This is a genomic window from Streptomyces sp. NPDC057271, from assembly GCF_042668715.1.
Lineage (GTDB): Bacteria > Actinomycetota > Actinomycetes > Streptomycetales > Streptomycetaceae > Streptomyces.
The window spans coordinates 1-17,190 of the sequence record NZ_JBHUYJ010000140.1 but is presented as its reverse complement, the minus strand read 5'-3'; the positions used below and the strand labels follow the sequence as shown (position 1 = coordinate 17,190).

Below are 17,190 nucleotides of genomic sequence, written 5' to 3'. Positions count from 1 at the left end.
CCGACCTGGACTCCCTCCACGACCTCGCGACCAGCCACGGAATCACCATCGCCACAGAGGTCAAGACTGCGGGTTAATGATCTGCAAGCCCTTAGGTTCGGTATCTTGACGCATGTTCGACCCGTGTTCGATGCGCGTGACGCATGTTTGACGCACGGACGGCGCGGTTTCTGATGGATCGTCATGCACGCTTGGCGACCGCCGAGCGGAGCCCTCGGCTGGGTGGCGGTGGGCACCTTGAAGTGGCTGGGGCACTGGCTGCCGAGTTGTTGGCTGCCCTTGCCCCATCCGCTTCTTGGTAGTGACGTTCCGTGACACTGGTTGGGGTGTCCGGTGCGTGTTGCGTCAGGGACCGTAGGGGTGATCGAACGCAGGCGCTTCGGGTGCGGTCCGCCTCCGCGCCGGCTTCGGCAAGGACGCACCCGGCGCCTCCTACCAGGCCCTTTACCTGATCGGCACCGTCAATGACGCAACCGGCGTCTCCCGCTCCACCGACAAGGGTGCCACCTGGCTCCGCGTCAACGACGAAGCCCACCAGCGGGGCGCCATCGGAGGCGTCGGCGTCATCACCGGTCCTGGCGCACCCTCCCGGCGGGCGCCAGCCGCGCGGCCGCATGCTCGGATCGCTGAGCTGCCGACCTGGACGGACGACCCCACTATGGGCTGGCTTCTTCAGTCACTTGGCGGGGGTCCACACGTCGATCGACGGATGGCCGACGGAGCGGCCGAGGTTCCAGGCTGGGGCATGACCCGTCGTACACAAGCGGGCCGACGCCGCCCCACCGCTGATCATGTGCGGGGCAGACCACATGGGAAAGGAATCTTGTGAGTACCGCATCCGCCCCGGAGGCGACGGGTGCCGAGTCCCTGCGCGTCCGCGAGACGCTCCAGGCGCTGTACGGATATGTCCGCCCGCACCGCTGGACCGTCGTACTCGGTCTGCTGCTGGCGCTGGCGGGGGCGGCCGGAGGGCTGCTCCAGCCGCTGGCCACGAAGGCGCTCGTCGACCGGCTCTCGTCCGGTGGCACGCTCACCACCATCCTGCTGGCGCTGACCGTGCTGGTGCTGCTGAGCACGGTGGCCGAGGCGTTCGGCGCCTACGTCCTGGAGCGGACGGCGGAGTCGGTGGTCTTGGCCGCCCGCCGCAGCCTCATTGCCAGGCTGCTGCGGCTGCGGCTCTCGGCCGTGGACCGGATGCAGCCGGGCGATCTGATGTCCCGGGTCACCTCCGACACCACGCTGCTGCGGGCCGTCAGCACCCAGGCGGTGGTCAACGCCGCGACGGGGGCGCTGACACTGATCGCGGCGGTCGTGGTGATGGCCTTCCTGGACGCCGTCCTGCTCGGAGTCACCCTCGTCGTGGTCGCGGTCGTCGGCGCGGGAGCCGCCCTGGTGATGCCGAAGATCGGACATGCCGCCGAGCGCTCCCAGGCCGCGGTCGGGGAGATGTCCACCGGCCTGGAGCGGGCATTCGGCGCGTTCCGTACGGTGAAGGCGTCCGGCGCGGAGGAGCGGGAGACCGCCCGCGTCGAGGCGTCGGCCCGGCGGGCGTGGCGGCACGGCGTCCGCGGCGCGAAGTGGGAGGCCCTGCTCGGAACGGCGGACAACCTCGCCGTCGAGCTGGCGTTCCTCGCCGTGCTCGCGGTCGGCGGGGCACGGGTGGTGTCCGGGGACATCCCCGTCTCCACGCTCATCGCCTTCCTGCTGTACCTGTTCTACCTGATGGAGCCGGTGTACAAGCTGGTCGAGGCGGCCTCCGCGTACCAGGAGGGCGCGGCCGCGATCTCCCGGATCAAGGAGGTGGACCGCCTCGCGACGGAGCCGCCGGCCACGCCGCAGCCGGCGCGGGCCCAGCCTTCGGCAGCCGTACGGCGCCCGGCGTCGATCCGCTTCGAGGACGTGTCCTTCCGCTACGGGCCCGGGCTGCCGTACATCCACCAGCAGGTGGACTTCGAGGTGCCGGGCGCCGGGATGACCGCCTTCGTCGGGCCTTCGGGCGCGGGCAAGTCGACGGTCTTCTCGCTCATCGAGCGGTTCTACGAGACGACCGGCGGGCGCATCCTGGTCGACGGCCAGGACATACGGCAGTGGCCGCTGTCCGAGCTGCGGTCCGTCATCGGGTACGTGGAGCAGGATGCTCCGGTCCTGGCCGGCACGCTGCGGGAGAACCTGGTCTTCAGCGCGCCCGGCGCGACGGACGACGACATCCGCGCCGTCCTCGCCCGGACCAGGCTCGACACCCTCGTCGACCGTCTCCCGCACGGCCTGGACACCCTGGTCGGGCACCGCGGTTCGAAGCTGTCCGGCGGTGAGCGCCAGCGCGTCGCGATCGCCCGCGCACTGCTGCGCAGGCCCCGGCTGCTGCTCCTGGACGAGGCGACCTCACAGCTCGACGCGGTCAACGAGCTGGCACTGCGGGACGTCATCGCCGAGACGGCACGCGAGACCACCGTCCTGGTGGTGGCGCACCGGCTGTCCACGGTGACGGACGCCGACCGCATCGTCGTCGTGGACGCCGGCACGGTCCGCGCGATCGGCACCCATAGGGAACTGGTGGATAGGGACGAGCTGTACGCACAGCTGGCAGCGACCCAGCTCCTGGTCCCGGCCGAGCGCCCCGCCGTGTGAGTGGGATGCTCCGCAGGGCTGCCCCCGCCATGCGGCGGATGCAGCCCTGCTGGGTGGCGGAGTAGCGACGGGGCAGCCGTCGGGTACCGGCGTACCAGACGGCGCGTGAGGCTGAGGACGGCGCCCGCGTCACCAGGCGGTTCGCTCCTGCACGCTCTGTCCGCCACCTCACCTGGAGTCCCCATGCCCGCCCTCGTGGCCAAGGGGCCAGCGGGTCCCGCTGAACAGAGCGGAGGGCCGCCCGCTCAACCTGATGCGGATGAGCGTCGGCCGGCAGGCCGCCCGCGCCCCGGACTGCTTGGCGCGCCCGGGCGTCCCCGGCACGGCAGCCTCGGTACCTTCGCCTTGCTGTACGGCCACGGCCGGTTCCTCGCCCCTCTGTTCGCCGAGAACCCCACCCACCCGGACACGTCCATCGAGCACATCTCGGCCCGGCGGCGGAGAACATCGCGGGCGAGGGGGACAACGAGTCGTTCGTCGCCTGCCTGTCCCGGCTGCCTCCCCACGCGGACCGCATCGTGTTCGCCGTCAGCTCCTTCGACGGCAGCACCTTCGAGACCGTGCAGAGCGCGCACTGCCGGATTGTCGACGAGAGCCTGGGCCGCGAGCTGGCCCGGTACGGCCTTCCCGCCCACGGCCCCCACACGGCGCTGATCATGGCGGAGGTGACCCGCGGCACCGGCGCCTGGACCATGGCGGCCATCGGTGAGCCGGTGGCGTGCACCACCTTCGCCGACCTCCTCCAGGCCGCCGAGGCGTGACCCGGCCGGCCCAGGTGCTCAGCGGACCTTCTCCGGGGTGACCGAGGAGGCGGAGACGGGGGCGGTGAGCAGGCGTGCGAGAGGCGTCGAGCCGGGGCCGTGGAGCAGGACGCTGCCGAGCACGGTGATGGTCATTTCGTACAGGGCGGTGTCCGCGGAGGGGCCGTCGGGGAGGGCGTTGAAGGCGAGCAGGCCGAACACGATCGAGGTGGTGCCGCGTGGCCCGAGGGCTCCGATCATGAGCCGTTCACGCCAGGTGAAGTCCGAACAGGATCGGGCCGACGCGTACGACGGTGAGCGCGGCGAGGCAGAGCAGCACGGTCGGCACGTCGATGCCCTCGCTCAGGGCGAGCACGGTGGCGTTGCCGAAGAAGAACCACATGCACATGGTCATGATCGAGCTGATGTCCTCGACGAGGCGGAAGTCCGAAACGTCGGGGACATAGGACTCCTGTCGCCGGGCCGGGGTCTGCCGGACGTACCGGAGGGCGATGCCGCAGGCGAACGCGGCGACGAAGCCGTTGCCGCCCGCCGCCACCGTCACGGTGTGGACGAGCAGCGGTGTGACCGGGACGAGGATGCGGCGGGACTGTCCGGTCATCCACTTCCTGCGGTCGACCGTGATCATCAGCCAGGCGAGCAGGGAGCCGAGGGCCACGCCCACCGCCAGGGCCTTCGCGGCGGAGGGCACGGCCGTGCCCAATGCCTGCGTGGGGGTGTGCGCCTGTGAGGTCGAGCCCGCCAGGATGAGGGCGAAGAGGAGGTGTCCCGTACGAGCGTCTCGGCCGGGGCGAAGTCGGTGGGGACGATGATGCCCGCGATGATCAGGAGGATCACCGCGGGCAGCTCAGGGAGCATCGGCGAGCCGAGCAGGACGACGGCGGCCAGGCTCAGGGGCAGCGCCACCAGCAGGGTGCGGGCGGCCGCGGCGGGATCGTTGCCGAACAGTCGGCCGCCCGGCAGTTCCGTCGCGTCGACGAACAACAGGACTGCCAGGATGACCTCGGCCACGTGCTGGGCGATCTCGGAGTTGAGCGTGACCGCGATCTGGCTGTGCGTGAACACCCCGGTGGCGATTCCCGCGAGGACCAGCACCACGGGGGCTCTGACGTGCCCCCGCTCAAGCTCTCGGGCAACGAGCGCTCACCCGGCTGTCACTGCGGTGATCACGTTCAGGACGAAGGTCATGTGGATTCCGGTTCCGGGGCGACAACACGTACGAAGCAAGAGGGGCCCGCCCTGCCGCGCAAGAAGCACGCTCCACGGGACTTCGTGAGCCTGGCCGGAGCGCCGCCTGTCCGACCCTAGGATCCACCGTCCGTGGACGTTGGCGTCGAGCGTTTCCGTCCAAGCCGCTCGGACCTGTTTCAGCCGTTCGGCGGGGTGGCGGAACCGGACGGCCGATGTGAGCGGGCCGTCGGAGCCGGAGCAGACCGTGAAAGACTGCCCGTCCCGGCCGGCGTCAACGGACGTGCTTCGCCGGCTTGGTGGCGGCGTTGAGCAGCTCCTCCAGCGGTCCGCGGCGGAAGAAGCGGGACCAGAGCGTGGCGAACACGGTCGCCCCGAGGATGAACGTGAGCACGGGGATCCAGGACGTCTGGGTGCTCTCGCCGGCCGACACGCCGAGCATGGACTGGGCGAGGAAGTGGCCGACGTAGGCCGTCAGGGACATGGTGCCCACGGCGATGACCGGCTTCGCGAGGCCGCGCAGGCGCGGAAGGCGGTCCATGAGCACCGTCGCACCGACGATCACGAGGATGGCGACGCCGACGCTGCCGATGATGTCGAACGTGGTGCCGCTGTGCGGCCCGGCGGACAACAGTTCCGAGGCCGCCCGCTGGGGGGCCTCGAAGGATCCGCTGCCGAAGGACGACGCCTTCTCGAACTCGGCGGACGACTTCCCGCCCTCCGCCGTGCTCCGCAGCGCGTCCTTGCCCGCCAGCAGCAGGGACAGGCCGTACGCGCCGACGGTCAGGGCGGCACCGAGCGCGGCCAGGCGCCGCTGGACGGAGACCGCCGACAGGTCGAGGCGCGCGAGCGCCATGCCGGCGACGACGAACGACATCCAGGTGATCGTCGGGTAGAAGCCGGTGAGCAGCAGGTCGAGCACGCCGACCTCGCTGATCTTCTTGAGGGGGTCGTAGGCGTCGATGGTCTGCTGGACGGACTCGCTGAGCCGCGAGTTCAGGACGAACGCCAGCTGGGGTGTGACGAGCGCAAGCCCGGCCGCGGTGATCGCCAGTGCCTTGGCGGACAGCCGCAGCAGGGGCAGGGCGAGGAGGAAGTAGACCCCGTAGAAGCCGAGGATGATCACGCCCCCGTACTCGATGGCCAGCACGGTGCCCAGGGCGAGCAGGACGACGGCCCGGATCGCGATGCGGGCATGGCGGGACGGTCCTCGAAACGGTACGGACATCGGCTGCGGCCCTCGGACTCGGCGCGAGGCCCACGGACCGATCCCACGGTATGAGCACGGCGGACGCCATCCGCCGAGCCTCGCCCGCCGACCTGCCGACCGGCCGGAGCGCACCCCCCGAACGGCTGGAGCCGACCCGCCGGGTGTCCACGGTCCGTGGGTGATCACGTCACCGCGTACCCTGCCCGGCGTACGGTCGACGTCAGGCGAACCGGTACCAGCACGCGGGACCCCCGGATGCACGGGCCGACCAGCGGGACAGCGCAGACGAGAGTGTGAGGCGGGACGCCGGTGATCCGGGTAGTGGTGGTGGACGACGAGGCCCTGGTGCGGTCCGGTTTCCAGATGATCCTGAACGCGTCCGACGGCATCGAGGTCGTGGCGACAGCGGAAGGGGCGCAGGCTGCCGACGTGGTCCGGCGCGAGTTGCCGGACGTCGTGCTCCTCGACATCCGCATGCCGGACGTGGACGGCCTGACCGTGCTGCGGCAGATCCAGACGTTGCCCGAACCGCCGCACGTCGCCATGCTGACCACCTTCGACACCGACGAGTACATCCTGACCGCACTGCGCTCGGGAGCCTCTGGCTTCCTGCTCAAGGACACCGAGCCCGAACAACTCGCCCAGCTGGTCCGCACCCTGGCCGCGGGCGGCGTCGTCATGTCGCCGAAGGCATCACGCGCGCTGCTCCGCAGCCACCCGGGGGCCGGAGCACCCCAGGACGCGGACGTCGCACGCGTAGGCCTGCTCAGCGACCGGGAACACGACGTCCTCGTCCTGGTCGCGGAAGGACTCTCCAACGCCGACATCGGCACCCGCATCCATCTGAGCGCGGGCACCGTCAAGGACCACGTCAGCTCGATCCTGACCAAGCTGCGGGTCTCCAGCCGCGTCCAGGCCGCGCTCCTCGCCGAGCGCGCCGGACTGCTCACCCACAACGACGACACGGCACGGGACGACGGACGATGAGCACGGGCCGGGCATGGTGGCGGCGTGTACCGCCCTGGGCCGTCGACACGGGGCTCGTGATGCTGGCCGCGCTCGACGCCTGGATCAACCTCCTGGGCGAGGGCACCCCTGTGATGTGGGCCTGCGCCGCCGTAGGCTCCGCCGGCCTGTTCCTCCGCCGGCGCTTCCCGCTGGCCGTCTTCCTGCTGACCCTGCCCATGACCCTGTTCATGGACGTCGCCGTCGCTCCGATCGCCGCCCTGTACACACTTGCCGCGTCCACCCGCAACCGCCCGCTGCTCGCCGGCTGCGCCCTGCTGAACGCCACTGCGGCCACCCTCCTGTGGCCGTTGTCCGACGCGTTCGACGGCGACCGGACCTGGACTCTCGTCCAGTTCGTCTACACCCTGGCCACGGCCGTCGCCCCCGTCCTGTTCGGCCAGCTCTTGCAGGCCAGGCGCGACGTGGCCCGCCAGCTCGTCGAGGTCAAGGAGGCCCGGGAACACGAACGCGCCCTGTACGCCCAGACCGTCCTTGCCCGCGAACGCGTCCAACTGGCCCGCGAGATGCACGACGTCGTCTCCCACCAGGTCAGCCTCATCGCCGTCCAGGCCGGAGCCCTGCAGATGGCCGCCAAGGACCCCGACGCCCGCGAGGCCGCCCGCACCATCCGCACCCTCAGCGCGAACACCCTCGACGAACTCCGCCACATGGTCACCCTGCTCCGCGCCTCCGGTGGCGAGGCAACCGAACTCACCCCCCAGCCCACCCTTGCCGACCTCCGGCAGCTCATCGCCAACAGCGGCATCGAGACCACCCTGACCGGAGAGCTTCCTCCCGGTATCAGCACCACCGCCCAGCGCACCGTCTACCGCACGGTCCAGGAAGCCCTCACCAACGTGCGCAAACACGCCCCCGGAGCCCGTGCCGAGGTGCGCCTGTGGCACAGCCCGCGCCACTTCGGCGTCACCGTCACCAACACCGCCCCCACCCGCCCGACCGTTGCCCTTCCCAGCGCCCGCCACGGCCTCATCGGCCTGAAGGAACGCGCCGAACTGCTCGACGGCACCCTCACCGCCGAACCCACCCCAGAAGGCGGTTACAAGATCGAACTACGATCCCCCGCCCGGTCCGACTGAACATCAGCCGATGCGAGTTCTTGTAACGAGACCCAAGCCCGGACACTTCGGCCGAGGTGCTGGCGATGATGCGAGAACCTGTGGGATGGGCTCGCCCCGCAGTCGGGAGAGCACTTCACTCCAGGGCGGCATCCGTGATCCGAGGACGGATCACCTCAATGAGTACCGCCGCGGAGGTGACCACCTGAAGGACCTCGTGGTCGCGGTGTACGAACCTGGCCAGACCGCCGAGCTGTTGGCTGCCCTGCCCCCATCCGCCCGAGGCGCAGGCTTTGGCCGTATGCCTTCGTCGAGGCTAGGGTGTGCCGCCGTACTCGGTGGATCACTCCCCTGGGGAAGGTGGGAATGGGGCTCATTGACGCAGACCACGTGGGGCTGGTCGTCGCGGCGCAGGCCGGTGACGATCGGGCGCGCGAGGAGCTGATCGCCGCGTACCTGCCGTTGGTCTACAACATCGTCGGGCGAGCGCTGAGCGGACATGCCGACGCCGACGACGTCGTCCAGGAGACCCTGCTGCGCGTGGTGCGTGACCTGCCCGCCCTGCGTGCCCCGGAGAGTTTCCGGTCCTGGCTGGTGTCGATCACGCTCCGCCAGATCAATACCCATTGGCACCGGCAGCACGCCCTCGCCGACCGGACCACGGTCATCGACGAGGCACGCCGGATACCGGACGCCGGCGCCGAGCCCGCGGACGTGACGATCCTGCGGCTGCACGTGTCGGACGAGCGGCGCCGGGTCGTCGAAGCCGGCCGGTGGCTCGACCCGGACCACCGGGTGCTGCTGTCGCTGTGGTGGCAGGAATGCGCCGGTCTGCTCAGCCGGGAGGACATGGCCGCCGCGACGGGGCTCACGGTCGCGCACGTCGGAGTGCGCCTCCAACGCATGCGGGAGCAGCTGGAACTGTGCCGGACGATCGTCGCCGCGCTGGAGACCGACCCGCGCTGTCCGCGGCTGGGGGAGACCGTCGTCGGCTGGGACGGTCACCGTGCATCGGTGTGGCGCAAGCGGATCGCGCGGCACACACGTGACTGTCCGGTCTGCATGGCGACGTCGGCGGAACGGGTTCCGGCCGAACTGCTGCCCCTCAGCCTCACGACGCTGGCCGTCCCGGCCGCACTGATCGCCGCGCTGGCCGCCAAGGGCTTGCTGTCGGGTACGGCGACGAGCGCCGCCGGGCTGGTCGCGGCCCCCGTCGCCGTCGGCACGGCGACGGGGGGAGGCGGTCTGCACGGCGTGCTGATCGGCAAACTCCAGGCGGTGACCGCTCATCCGCTGGTGAGCCTCGCGACCGGAGCGGTGCTCATCGCCGGGACCGCCACCTACGCGACCTGGCCCGAACCGGCGCCTCGAGTGCCCGGCGCCACCGCCGCTCCCACGGTCGGCACTCCCACGCCCCTTCCCTCGCGCACCACCACCTCGGCCGGACCGTCCCCGACGAGTCCGTCCCCGGTGAGCCCGCCCTCGGTCGGCCCGTCCGCCGTCGCGGGCACCGTTCCGCTGGGCGCACGGTCACTGGAGTCCGCGGACAGTCCCGGTCTGTTCGTCACGTACACGGGCGACTTCGCGGCGCTCGGCAGCGTCGCCGCGTCCAGCAGCGCGCAGGCACGTCAGCGGGTCACCTTCACGGTCGTCGGGGGACTGGCCGACATGCGGTGCGTCACCTTCCGTGCCGCAGACGGCCGGTATCTTCGCCACCGCTACCTGCGGCTGCGGCTGAGCACCGACGACGGCAGCGCACTGTTCCGTGAAGACGCCACCTTCTGTCCCCGTCCCGGGGCGGTCGCCGGGTCCGTGACCTTGCACGCGCACAACTATCCGGGATCGGTCCTCCGCCACCGCGACGGCGGTATCTGGCTCGACGGCTCCGACGGCACGCGGGCCTTCGCCGGTCAGGCTTCCTTCATCGTGCGCAGCCCCGGGGCCTGAGCACCGCTCGTCGGGCGATCCCGACCGAGTCGCACCGTCACAACCGGTGCTCCTCCAGCCTGATCCCCCGCGGTTCCTGCCCCACGCCGTGACCGGCGTTCACTGCGGATCGGTGCGGCGCCCCTCTTTCACGGGCGCGACCAGGCCACGGCGTCCCACATAACGCTTTCTGCCTGCGAGATGCGTCACGGGGCAATCCTGCGGGCGGTGCGACTTTTCTGTTACGAGCCCCGGAGTTCGGAGGCCTCCACTTCAGGGGTGTCCTTCCCGCCGCCCGTCGTGACATGCCGGCGCGGCCGGGTCCCGACTTCCCCCACTGACGTATCCCCTGAAGAAAGCCCCTCACATGACGCAACACACCCACGAACCCAGGCCGACCGGTACGCAGGAACTCCGAGGAGAATCATGAAGGGCCTGCACCGGCTCCGCCGGCGTCGCCGGACATGGGCGATAGGGCTGTCGGCCACGGCGCTGGTGGCCGGCGTCGTGACGCTCCTTCCCAGCTCCGCCGGAGCCGGCAGCCTGGGCACCCAGGCTGCCCCCTCGGGCAGGTACTTCGGCACGGCTGTGGCCGCCGGCAGGCTCGGCGACTCCGCGTACACCGCGATCGCCGACCGGGAGTTCAACATGATCACCCCGGAGAACGAGATGAAGTGGGACGCCATCGAACCGTCCCGCGGCAACTTCAGCTTCGGCCCCGCGGACCGGATCGTCGATCGTGCCCTGGCACGTGGCCAGCGCCTGCGCGGCCACACCACGGTCTGGCACTCGCAGCTCCCCTCCTGGGTCGGCTCCATCCGCGACGCGAAGACGCTGCGTAGCGTGATGAACCATCACATCACCACCCAGATGACCCACTACAAGGGCAAGATCTACGCCTGGGACGTGGTCAACGAGGCGTTCGCCGACGGCGGCAGCGGCCGGCTCCGCGACTCGGTCTTCCAGAAGGTGCTGGGCAACGGCTTCATCGAGGAAGCGTTCCGCACCGCCCGTGCGGCCGATTCCTCGGCCAAGCTCTGCTACAACGACTACAACATCGAGAACTGGTCGGACGCCAAGACCCAGGGCGTCTACCGCATGGTCAAGGACTTCAAGTCCCGTGGCGTGCCGATCGACTGCGTCGGGTTCCAGAGCCACTTCGGGACGGGCGGCCCGCCGGCGAGCTTCAGGACCACCCTGGTCGGCTTCGCCGCCCTGGGCGTCGACGTCCAGATCACCGAGCTGGACATCGCCCAGGCATCACCCACCCACTACGCGAACACGGTCAGCACCTGCCTGTCCGTGGCCCGGTGCACCGGCATCACGGTGTGGGGCGTTCGCGACAGCGACTCCTGGCGCAGCGCCGAGAGCCCACTGTTGTTCGACAGCGGTGGCAAGCCCAAGCCCGCGTACACCGCCGTCATGAGCGCCCTCCATTCCGGCTCCGGTGCCACCCCGGGCAAGCCGACCGACGATACGGGGGAGATCAAGGGCGTTGCCTCCGGCCGCTGTCTCGACATCCCGGGCTCCGCCACCGCCAACGGCACCCGGGCCCAATTGTGGGACTGCAGCGGACAGACCGACCAGCGCTGGACCTACACCGCCGCCAAGCAGCTGAAGGCGCACGGCAACAAGTGTCTGGACGCCAAGGGCAAGGGCACCACCAACGGCACCCCGGTGGTCACCTGGGACTGCAACGGCGGCGCCAACCAGCAGTGGAACATCAACACCGACGGCTCGATCACCGGCGTCCAGTCCGGGCTGTGCCTCGACGCCGTCGGCGCCGCCACCGCGAACGGCACCACGATCCAGCTGTACGCCTGCGCGTCCGTCGGCAACCAGAAGTGGACTGGTCCCTCACTGACGGGCGGCGGAACGTGTGCCCTTCCATCGACGTACAAGTGGAGTTCGACGGGGCCCCTCGCACAGCCGTCGAACGGGTGGGCCGCGGTGAAGGACTTCACCCACGTGGTGCTGGGCGGCAAGCACCTGGTCTACGCGTCGAGCGCGTCGGGAACCTCGTACGGCTCGATGGCGTTCAGCCCCTTCACGAACTGGTCGGACATGGCGTCGGCCGGGCAGATCCGGATGAGCCAGAACGGGGTGGCGCCCACCCTGTTCTACTTCGCCCCCAAGAAGATCTGGGTGCTGGCGTACCAGTGGGGTGCCTCGCCCTTCAGCTACCGCACGTCGAGCGACCCCACCAACCCCCACGGCTGGTCCGCGCCGCAGCCGCTGTTCACCGGCAGCATCCCCCGCACCGAATCCGGCACCGGCCCGATCGACCAGACCCTGATCGCCGACGAGAAGAACATGTACCTGTTCTTCGCCGGTGACAACGGCAAGATCTACCGGGCGAGCATGCCGATCGGGAACTTCCCGGGCAACTTCGGCTCGTCGTACACGACGGTCATGAGCGACACGGCGAAGAACCTCTTCGAGGCGCCGCAGGTCTACAAGGTCCAGGGCCAGAACCAGTACCTCATGATCGTCGAGGCTCGGGGTGCGAACGAGCGGCGCTACTTCCGCTCGTTCACGGCCTCCAGCCTGAGCGGTGCGTGGACCCCGCAGGCCGCCGGCGAAAGCAACCCCTTCGCGGGCAAGGCCAACAGCGGCGCCACCTGGACCGACGACATCAGCCACGGTGACCTGATCCGTACCAACCCCGACCAGACCATGACCATCGACCCCTGCAACCTGCAGCTCCTGTACCAGGGCAAGTCCCCCACGGCGGGCGGACCCTACGACCAACTGCCGTACCGGCCGGGCGTCCTCACCCTGCAGCGCTGACCTGCCCGACCCACGGTTGCACAAGGAGAAACACCCCCATGAACAACCCCACCAACGCCGGACGCCGCGGACGTCACCGCCGTCGCGGGACCGCCACTGCTCTGCTGCTCGGTGTGACCGCCACCGTCGTGCCGTACCTCCTGTTCGTGCAGGACGACTCGCAGGCCGCGACGGTCGACGACAGTGCTTACTACAAGCTGGTCTCGGTGCGCAGCGGCAAGGTGCTGGACGTCAACGCCTTCTCCACCGCCGACGGCACCCGTATCCAGCAGTGGACTGATCAGAACACGGCCAACCAGCAGTGGAGGCTGCGCTCCACCGGCGACGGCTACTACGAGCTGGTGAACCGCAACAGCGGCAAAGTGCTCGGCATAGCGGGCGATTCGACCGCGCAGGCGGCTGCCGCCGAGCAGCAGACCGACAGTTCCTCCGCCTCCCAGGAGTGGCGGATCGACGAGGTGAGCGGTTCCGGCGCCGTCACCTTCACCTCCCGCAGGAGCGGCCAGGTCCTGGACGTCTCCGGAGCCTCCACGGCCGACGGCGCGGCGGTCATCCAGTATCGCGGCCATGGCAACACCAACCAGCAGTGGAAGCTGGTGAGGACGGCCGAGGCGCCGGCCACCGGGACCGGACCGTACGTGTGGAACAACGCCCAGGTGGTGGGCGGCGGTTACGTCACCGGACTGGTGTTCAACCTGCGGGAGAAAGGTCTGCTGTACGCGCGTACCGACATGGGCGGCGCCTACCGCTGGGACGGCGCGGCCGAGCAGTGGATCCCGCTGACCGACTGGCTCGGCGAGAAGGACTGGAACCTGCTGGGCATCGACGCGCTGGCCACCGACCCCGTCGACCCCGACCGGCTCTACCTCGCGACCGGCACCTACACCAACGAGTGGGCCGGCAACGGCGCGATCCTGCGCTCCACCGACCAGGGCCGCACCTTCCAGCGCACCGCCCTGCCGTTCAAGCTGGGCGGCAACGAGGACGGCCGCGGGGCAGGCGAACGGCTGGTGGTCGATCCCTCGGACAACCGCACCCTGTTGCTCGGCACCCGCAAGAACGGCCTGTGGCGCAGCACCGACAGCGGTGCGACGTGGCGGCAGGTCTCCTCGTTCCCCGTCAAGGACGGGGCGAGCAGCGGCGCGGGCATCTCCTTCGTGACGTACGGCCCGGCCGGCAGCAACACGGTCTACGCCGGCGTCGCCGACAGGTCCACCTCCCTCTACCGCTCCACCGACGGCGGCAGCACCTGGCAGGCCGTCCCCGGGCAGCCCACGGGCCAGTTGCCGCAGCACGGCGTGCTCTCCGGTGACGGCTCGCTGTACCTGACGTACACCAACGCCCTCGGGCCCAACGGCGTGACGGCGGGCTCGGTCTGGAAGCACACGCCGTCCGGTGGGACTTGGAAGGACATCACTCCGTCCCGCGGCTCGTACGGGTTCTCCGGCCTGGCCGTCGACCCGCGCAAGCCGTCCACGGTGATGGTCACCACCCTCGACCGCTGGTGGCCCGAGGACGAGATCTACCGCACCACCGACGGCGGCACGACCTGGAAGGCACTGGCGGACAAGTCGGTGCGGAACGCCTCCGCCGCTCCCTACGTCGGCACCCACACCGGGCACTGGATGACCGCCCTGGCCATCGACCCCTTCGACTCCGGGCACGTGCTGTACGGCACCGGCAACGGCATCTGGCGCAGCAAGGACGCAGACGCCACCGACAACGGCGGCACCAGCCACTGGACCGTGGGTGCGCGCGGGCTGGAGGAGACCGCGCTGATGGACGCCATCGCCCCGCCCGGCGGTGCCACCGTCATCACCGCCATGGGTGACCAAGGCGGTTTCCGCCACGACGACCTGACCAAGGTGCCCGCCGGGCGGCTCGGCAACCCGATGATGACCAACAGCACCGACATCGATTTCGCCCAGTCCAACCCCTCGGTGATGGTGCGTGTCGGCCGTGGCGGCACGCAGGACGGTGCCTACTCCACCGACGGCGGCATCAGCTGGAGCGGCTTCAAGGCGGAGCCGGTGACAGGCGCCCAGGACGGTCGTGTCGCGCTCGCGGCGGACGGCTCCACGATCGTCTGGACCCAGGCCGGCCAGGTGCCGTACCGATCGACCGACAAGGGGGCGAGCTGGTCGAAGGTCAGCGGCCTGGGCACCGACGCCGTGGTCGTCGGCGACCGCTACTCGGCCAGGACGTTCTACTCGCTGTCCGGCGGCACGCTCCACGCCAGCACCGACGGCGGAGCGACCTTCACCGCCCGTGCCACGGGCCTTCCCGCAGATGGCCGGCTCGCAGCCGTCCCCGGCATTGCCGGAGACCTGTGGATCGCCGGCGGTCAGGGCCTGTTGCATTCCACCGACGGCGGCCGCACCTTCACCAGGCTCGCCACGGTGAAGGCCGCCTCCGCCCTCGGCTTCGGCAAGGCCGCACCCGGCGCCTCCTACCAGGCCCTGTACATGATCGGCACAGTCAAGGACGTCACCGGCGTCTTCCGCTCCACCGACAAGGGCGCCACCTGGCTCCGCGTCAACGACGACGCCCACCAGTGGGGCAGCATCGGTGGCGTCGGCGTCATCACCGGCGACCCGGACACATACGGCCGCGTCTACATCGGCACCAACGGCCGCGGCCTCCAGTACGGCGACCCCTCCTGACCCGACACCGGATGCACTCACGATCGACGTCTGAGCTGAGGCGCGATCACTGACAGGCTGCCGCCCTCCTGGCCGACGGGACCTCTCGGCCGGAGGGCGGCTTTCCGCGGTACAGCGGCCCGTGGGCGGAGGTAGCGGAGCGGCGGCCTGGGTCTTTCGCGGGCGTGACCCGCGGGGAGGGTAGGTGCCGTGCGCCAGATAGTGCTGGCCGGCCCCGGTCAGGACGACGCTCCAGTACCCAGGTCGCCGAGGTGCGTTCGGGTGCGCTCGACGTGTTCCCCGGACTGCACGACGTGGAACGTGTCCTGGTGCCGGGGAGTGGTTCGACCTGCGACTATCAGAGCGTCATCAGCGGTAGGAGGCGCCGAGGTCGCGGTGAGACCTCCCGCCTACGTCTCCGAGGCGCATCCGCACTCTTTCCCGCGTCGGGACAGCCGGCCTTCTCCTCGCCGGGACGGCCTCCACCCGCCGCAGGGCATAGGCGCGATCCACCGGCCGCCTCCATGACGGCGGCCCGTCACCGTCAGCTGACGAGAAGGAGGCCGGCAGGTCCTTGCCGACGGCCTGGCAGGACAGGGACCGTGTCGCCGTAGGCGCCACGCCATCCACTCACCCTGCGGCGCCCAGGGAAAGCACCACACCCAGGCCCTGCTCTGCCTCGGCAGACGGCGGGCCGACGTCCTCTTCGCGGCGCTTCGCGACGGAACCTTCTACGAACCACATCCAGCAGCAGCGTCGTGACCAGGCAGGAAGCCGAACCAACGGCTACCGGTCCTCGCCCGCGCCAGGGACGTGAACCTCCACGCCGTAGTTGCCGATCAGGTCGGCCAGACCACGCGGGCACGCGTGCGGCGGCGACGGACCCGGCGAGGCTGTCTGTCGCGACGTCGACGCTCGTCGTCTCCATCAGGCCCCTGGTCTCTGGATCGCCCTGCTGGCCGTTCCTTGCTGTCCGCTGCATCTGCCCCGACAGGTGGCGGTCAATCCGGCGTGCGCGCGCTATGCCCCGCTCCCATCACTGTTCGAGGTCGATTACCTCACGGCCCGACACTCAAAAATCTATGTCGGCCGGAGTAGACATTGGGCGGTGGCCTGGCTATGGTTTCTCTCGTAGCCGAGAGAGACAGCAGGGCCTGGCAGAGACGAACTGCCGGCAAGCAGTACCAGCAGTACAGGTGGTTGTAGTTCGCAGGACGGTGCGGCGGTGGAGTTTCGAAGCCAGGGTTGTTGCAGGACGGCGACGGGACTGACGGCCGGACCGGGTGGCCCGCGGTGATCAGGGGCCGCCGCAGCGGGGCCGCGGTCATGGCAGATGCGGCGCCCGCGAGTGCAGTGCGCAGTACCCAGCAGCGAAGTCAGTGAGCGGTACCTCGGTGAAGGCGTCGGCTGCGGACGCGCGCACCGGGAAGTTCGGCAGTGGGGTTCCAAGCCAGAGCAGACGCAGGACGGGCAACGGGGCTGGCTGCCGAAGAGACACGCAGCAGTTCGCATCACCCGCAGTTCAGTAGTGCGCAGTACCCCGATGGTAGGAAGTTGATCACCGAGGGAAGAACGGAGGGACGAAGCACCATCTGGATCGCCCGGGCGGAAGTCGCAGCCCGGGTACCGCAGGACATCGATAGTGAGGTGGTCTCCGGTCAAGCAACCGCGATCCCCGCACTCCCGACAGAGACTGGGTCGGGTAGGCGGACACAGAAGGCCGGCGCGGTATCAGGCCCGGCACGTGGTGTAGAAGTTCCTTCGGGGCCCTGGTGCCGTACGGCACCAGGGCCCCTCCATGCGTTCCCGAGAGAGGTGCAAATGACAGCAGACGACTCGTACGGCCGTCTCGACGACGACGACTACCCCGCCTACGCCATGGGCCGGGCCGCCGAGATGCTCGGCACCACCCAGGGCTTCCTCCGCGCCATCGGCGAAGCCCGCCTCATCACCCCGCTGCC

At 70.1% G+C, this 17,190-nt stretch carries 9 protein-coding genes and 2 pseudogenes; 8 read left to right on the top strand and 3 right to left on the bottom strand.

Going from position 1 to position 17,190, the window contains the following annotated elements; genetic code table 11:
- Positions 1-825 precede the first annotated feature (825 nt).
- Both ACFUJR_RS36005 and ACFUJR_RS36000 read left to right on the top strand, forming a co-directional pair.
- Complete coding sequence (locus tag ACFUJR_RS36005; RefSeq protein WP_383176449.1) at positions 826-2,628, top strand: ABC transporter ATP-binding protein; 1,803 nt, start codon at positions 826-828, stop codon at positions 2,626-2,628.
- 446 nt (positions 2,629-3,074) lie between these two features.
- The gene (locus tag ACFUJR_RS36000) at positions 3,075-3,389 is read left to right on the top strand and encodes a TerD family protein (protein ID WP_383176473.1); all 315 of its coding nucleotides are present in this window, start codon (positions 3,075-3,077) and stop codon (positions 3,387-3,389) included.
- An 18-nt stretch (positions 3,390-3,407) separates the two neighbouring features.
- On the opposite strand, the gene ACFUJR_RS35995 is transcribed toward ACFUJR_RS36000, so the two are convergent.
- The 3 genes and pseudogenes from ACFUJR_RS35995 to ACFUJR_RS35985 form a co-directional block, all read right to left on the bottom strand.
- The gene (locus tag ACFUJR_RS35995) at positions 3,408-3,629 is read right to left on the bottom strand and encodes a hypothetical protein (protein ID WP_383176452.1); all 222 of its coding nucleotides are present in this window, start codon (positions 3,627-3,629) and stop codon (positions 3,408-3,410) included.
- 7 nt (positions 3,630-3,636) lie between these two features.
- Positions 3,637-4,454, bottom strand: a pseudogene (locus ACFUJR_RS35990) (cation:proton antiporter).
- Positions 4,455-4,851: 397 nt separating this feature from the next.
- Positions 4,852-6,072 carry a DUF418 domain-containing protein gene (locus tag ACFUJR_RS35985; RefSeq protein WP_383176476.1) on the bottom strand — a complete coding sequence of 407 codons (1,221 nt, stop codon included), beginning with the start codon at positions 6,070-6,072 and terminating at the stop codon, positions 4,852-4,854.
- Positions 6,073-6,096: 24 nt separating this feature from the next.
- Here ACFUJR_RS35985 and ACFUJR_RS35980 point away from each other — a divergent pair, with 24 nt between their 5' ends.
- The 6 genes and pseudogenes from ACFUJR_RS35980 to ACFUJR_RS35955 all read left to right on the top strand — a co-directional run.
- A complete protein-coding gene (locus ACFUJR_RS35980) occupies positions 6,097-6,774 on the top strand; it encodes a response regulator (RefSeq protein ID WP_383176455.1) in 678 nt (225 codons plus the stop codon).
- On the top strand, positions 6,771-7,892 hold the full coding sequence (locus ACFUJR_RS35975; protein WP_383176458.1) for a sensor histidine kinase: 1,122 nt from the start codon (positions 6,771-6,773) through the stop codon (positions 7,890-7,892). Before ACFUJR_RS35980 ends, ACFUJR_RS35975 begins: the two co-directional genes overlap by 4 nt.
- A 345-nt stretch (positions 7,893-8,237) precedes the next feature.
- Positions 8,238-9,818: a sigma-70 family RNA polymerase sigma factor gene (locus tag ACFUJR_RS35970; protein ID WP_383176461.1), complete on the top strand. Its 1,581-nt coding sequence runs from the start codon at positions 8,238-8,240 to the stop codon at positions 9,816-9,818.
- Between the two features lie 405 nt (positions 9,819-10,223).
- A complete protein-coding gene (locus ACFUJR_RS35965) occupies positions 10,224-12,587 on the top strand; it encodes a non-reducing end alpha-L-arabinofuranosidase family hydrolase (protein ID WP_383176464.1) in 2,364 nt (787 codons plus the stop codon).
- A gap of 38 nt (positions 12,588-12,625) precedes the next feature.
- Positions 12,626-15,250 (top strand): RICIN domain-containing protein, encoded by a 2,625-nt coding sequence (locus tag ACFUJR_RS35960; RefSeq protein WP_383176467.1) that lies wholly within the window; start codon positions 12,626-12,628, stop codon positions 15,248-15,250.
- A 1,800-nt stretch (positions 15,251-17,050) separates the two neighbouring features.
- Positions 17,051-17,190, top strand: a pseudogene (locus ACFUJR_RS35955) (MerR family transcriptional regulator); the annotation flags it as partial.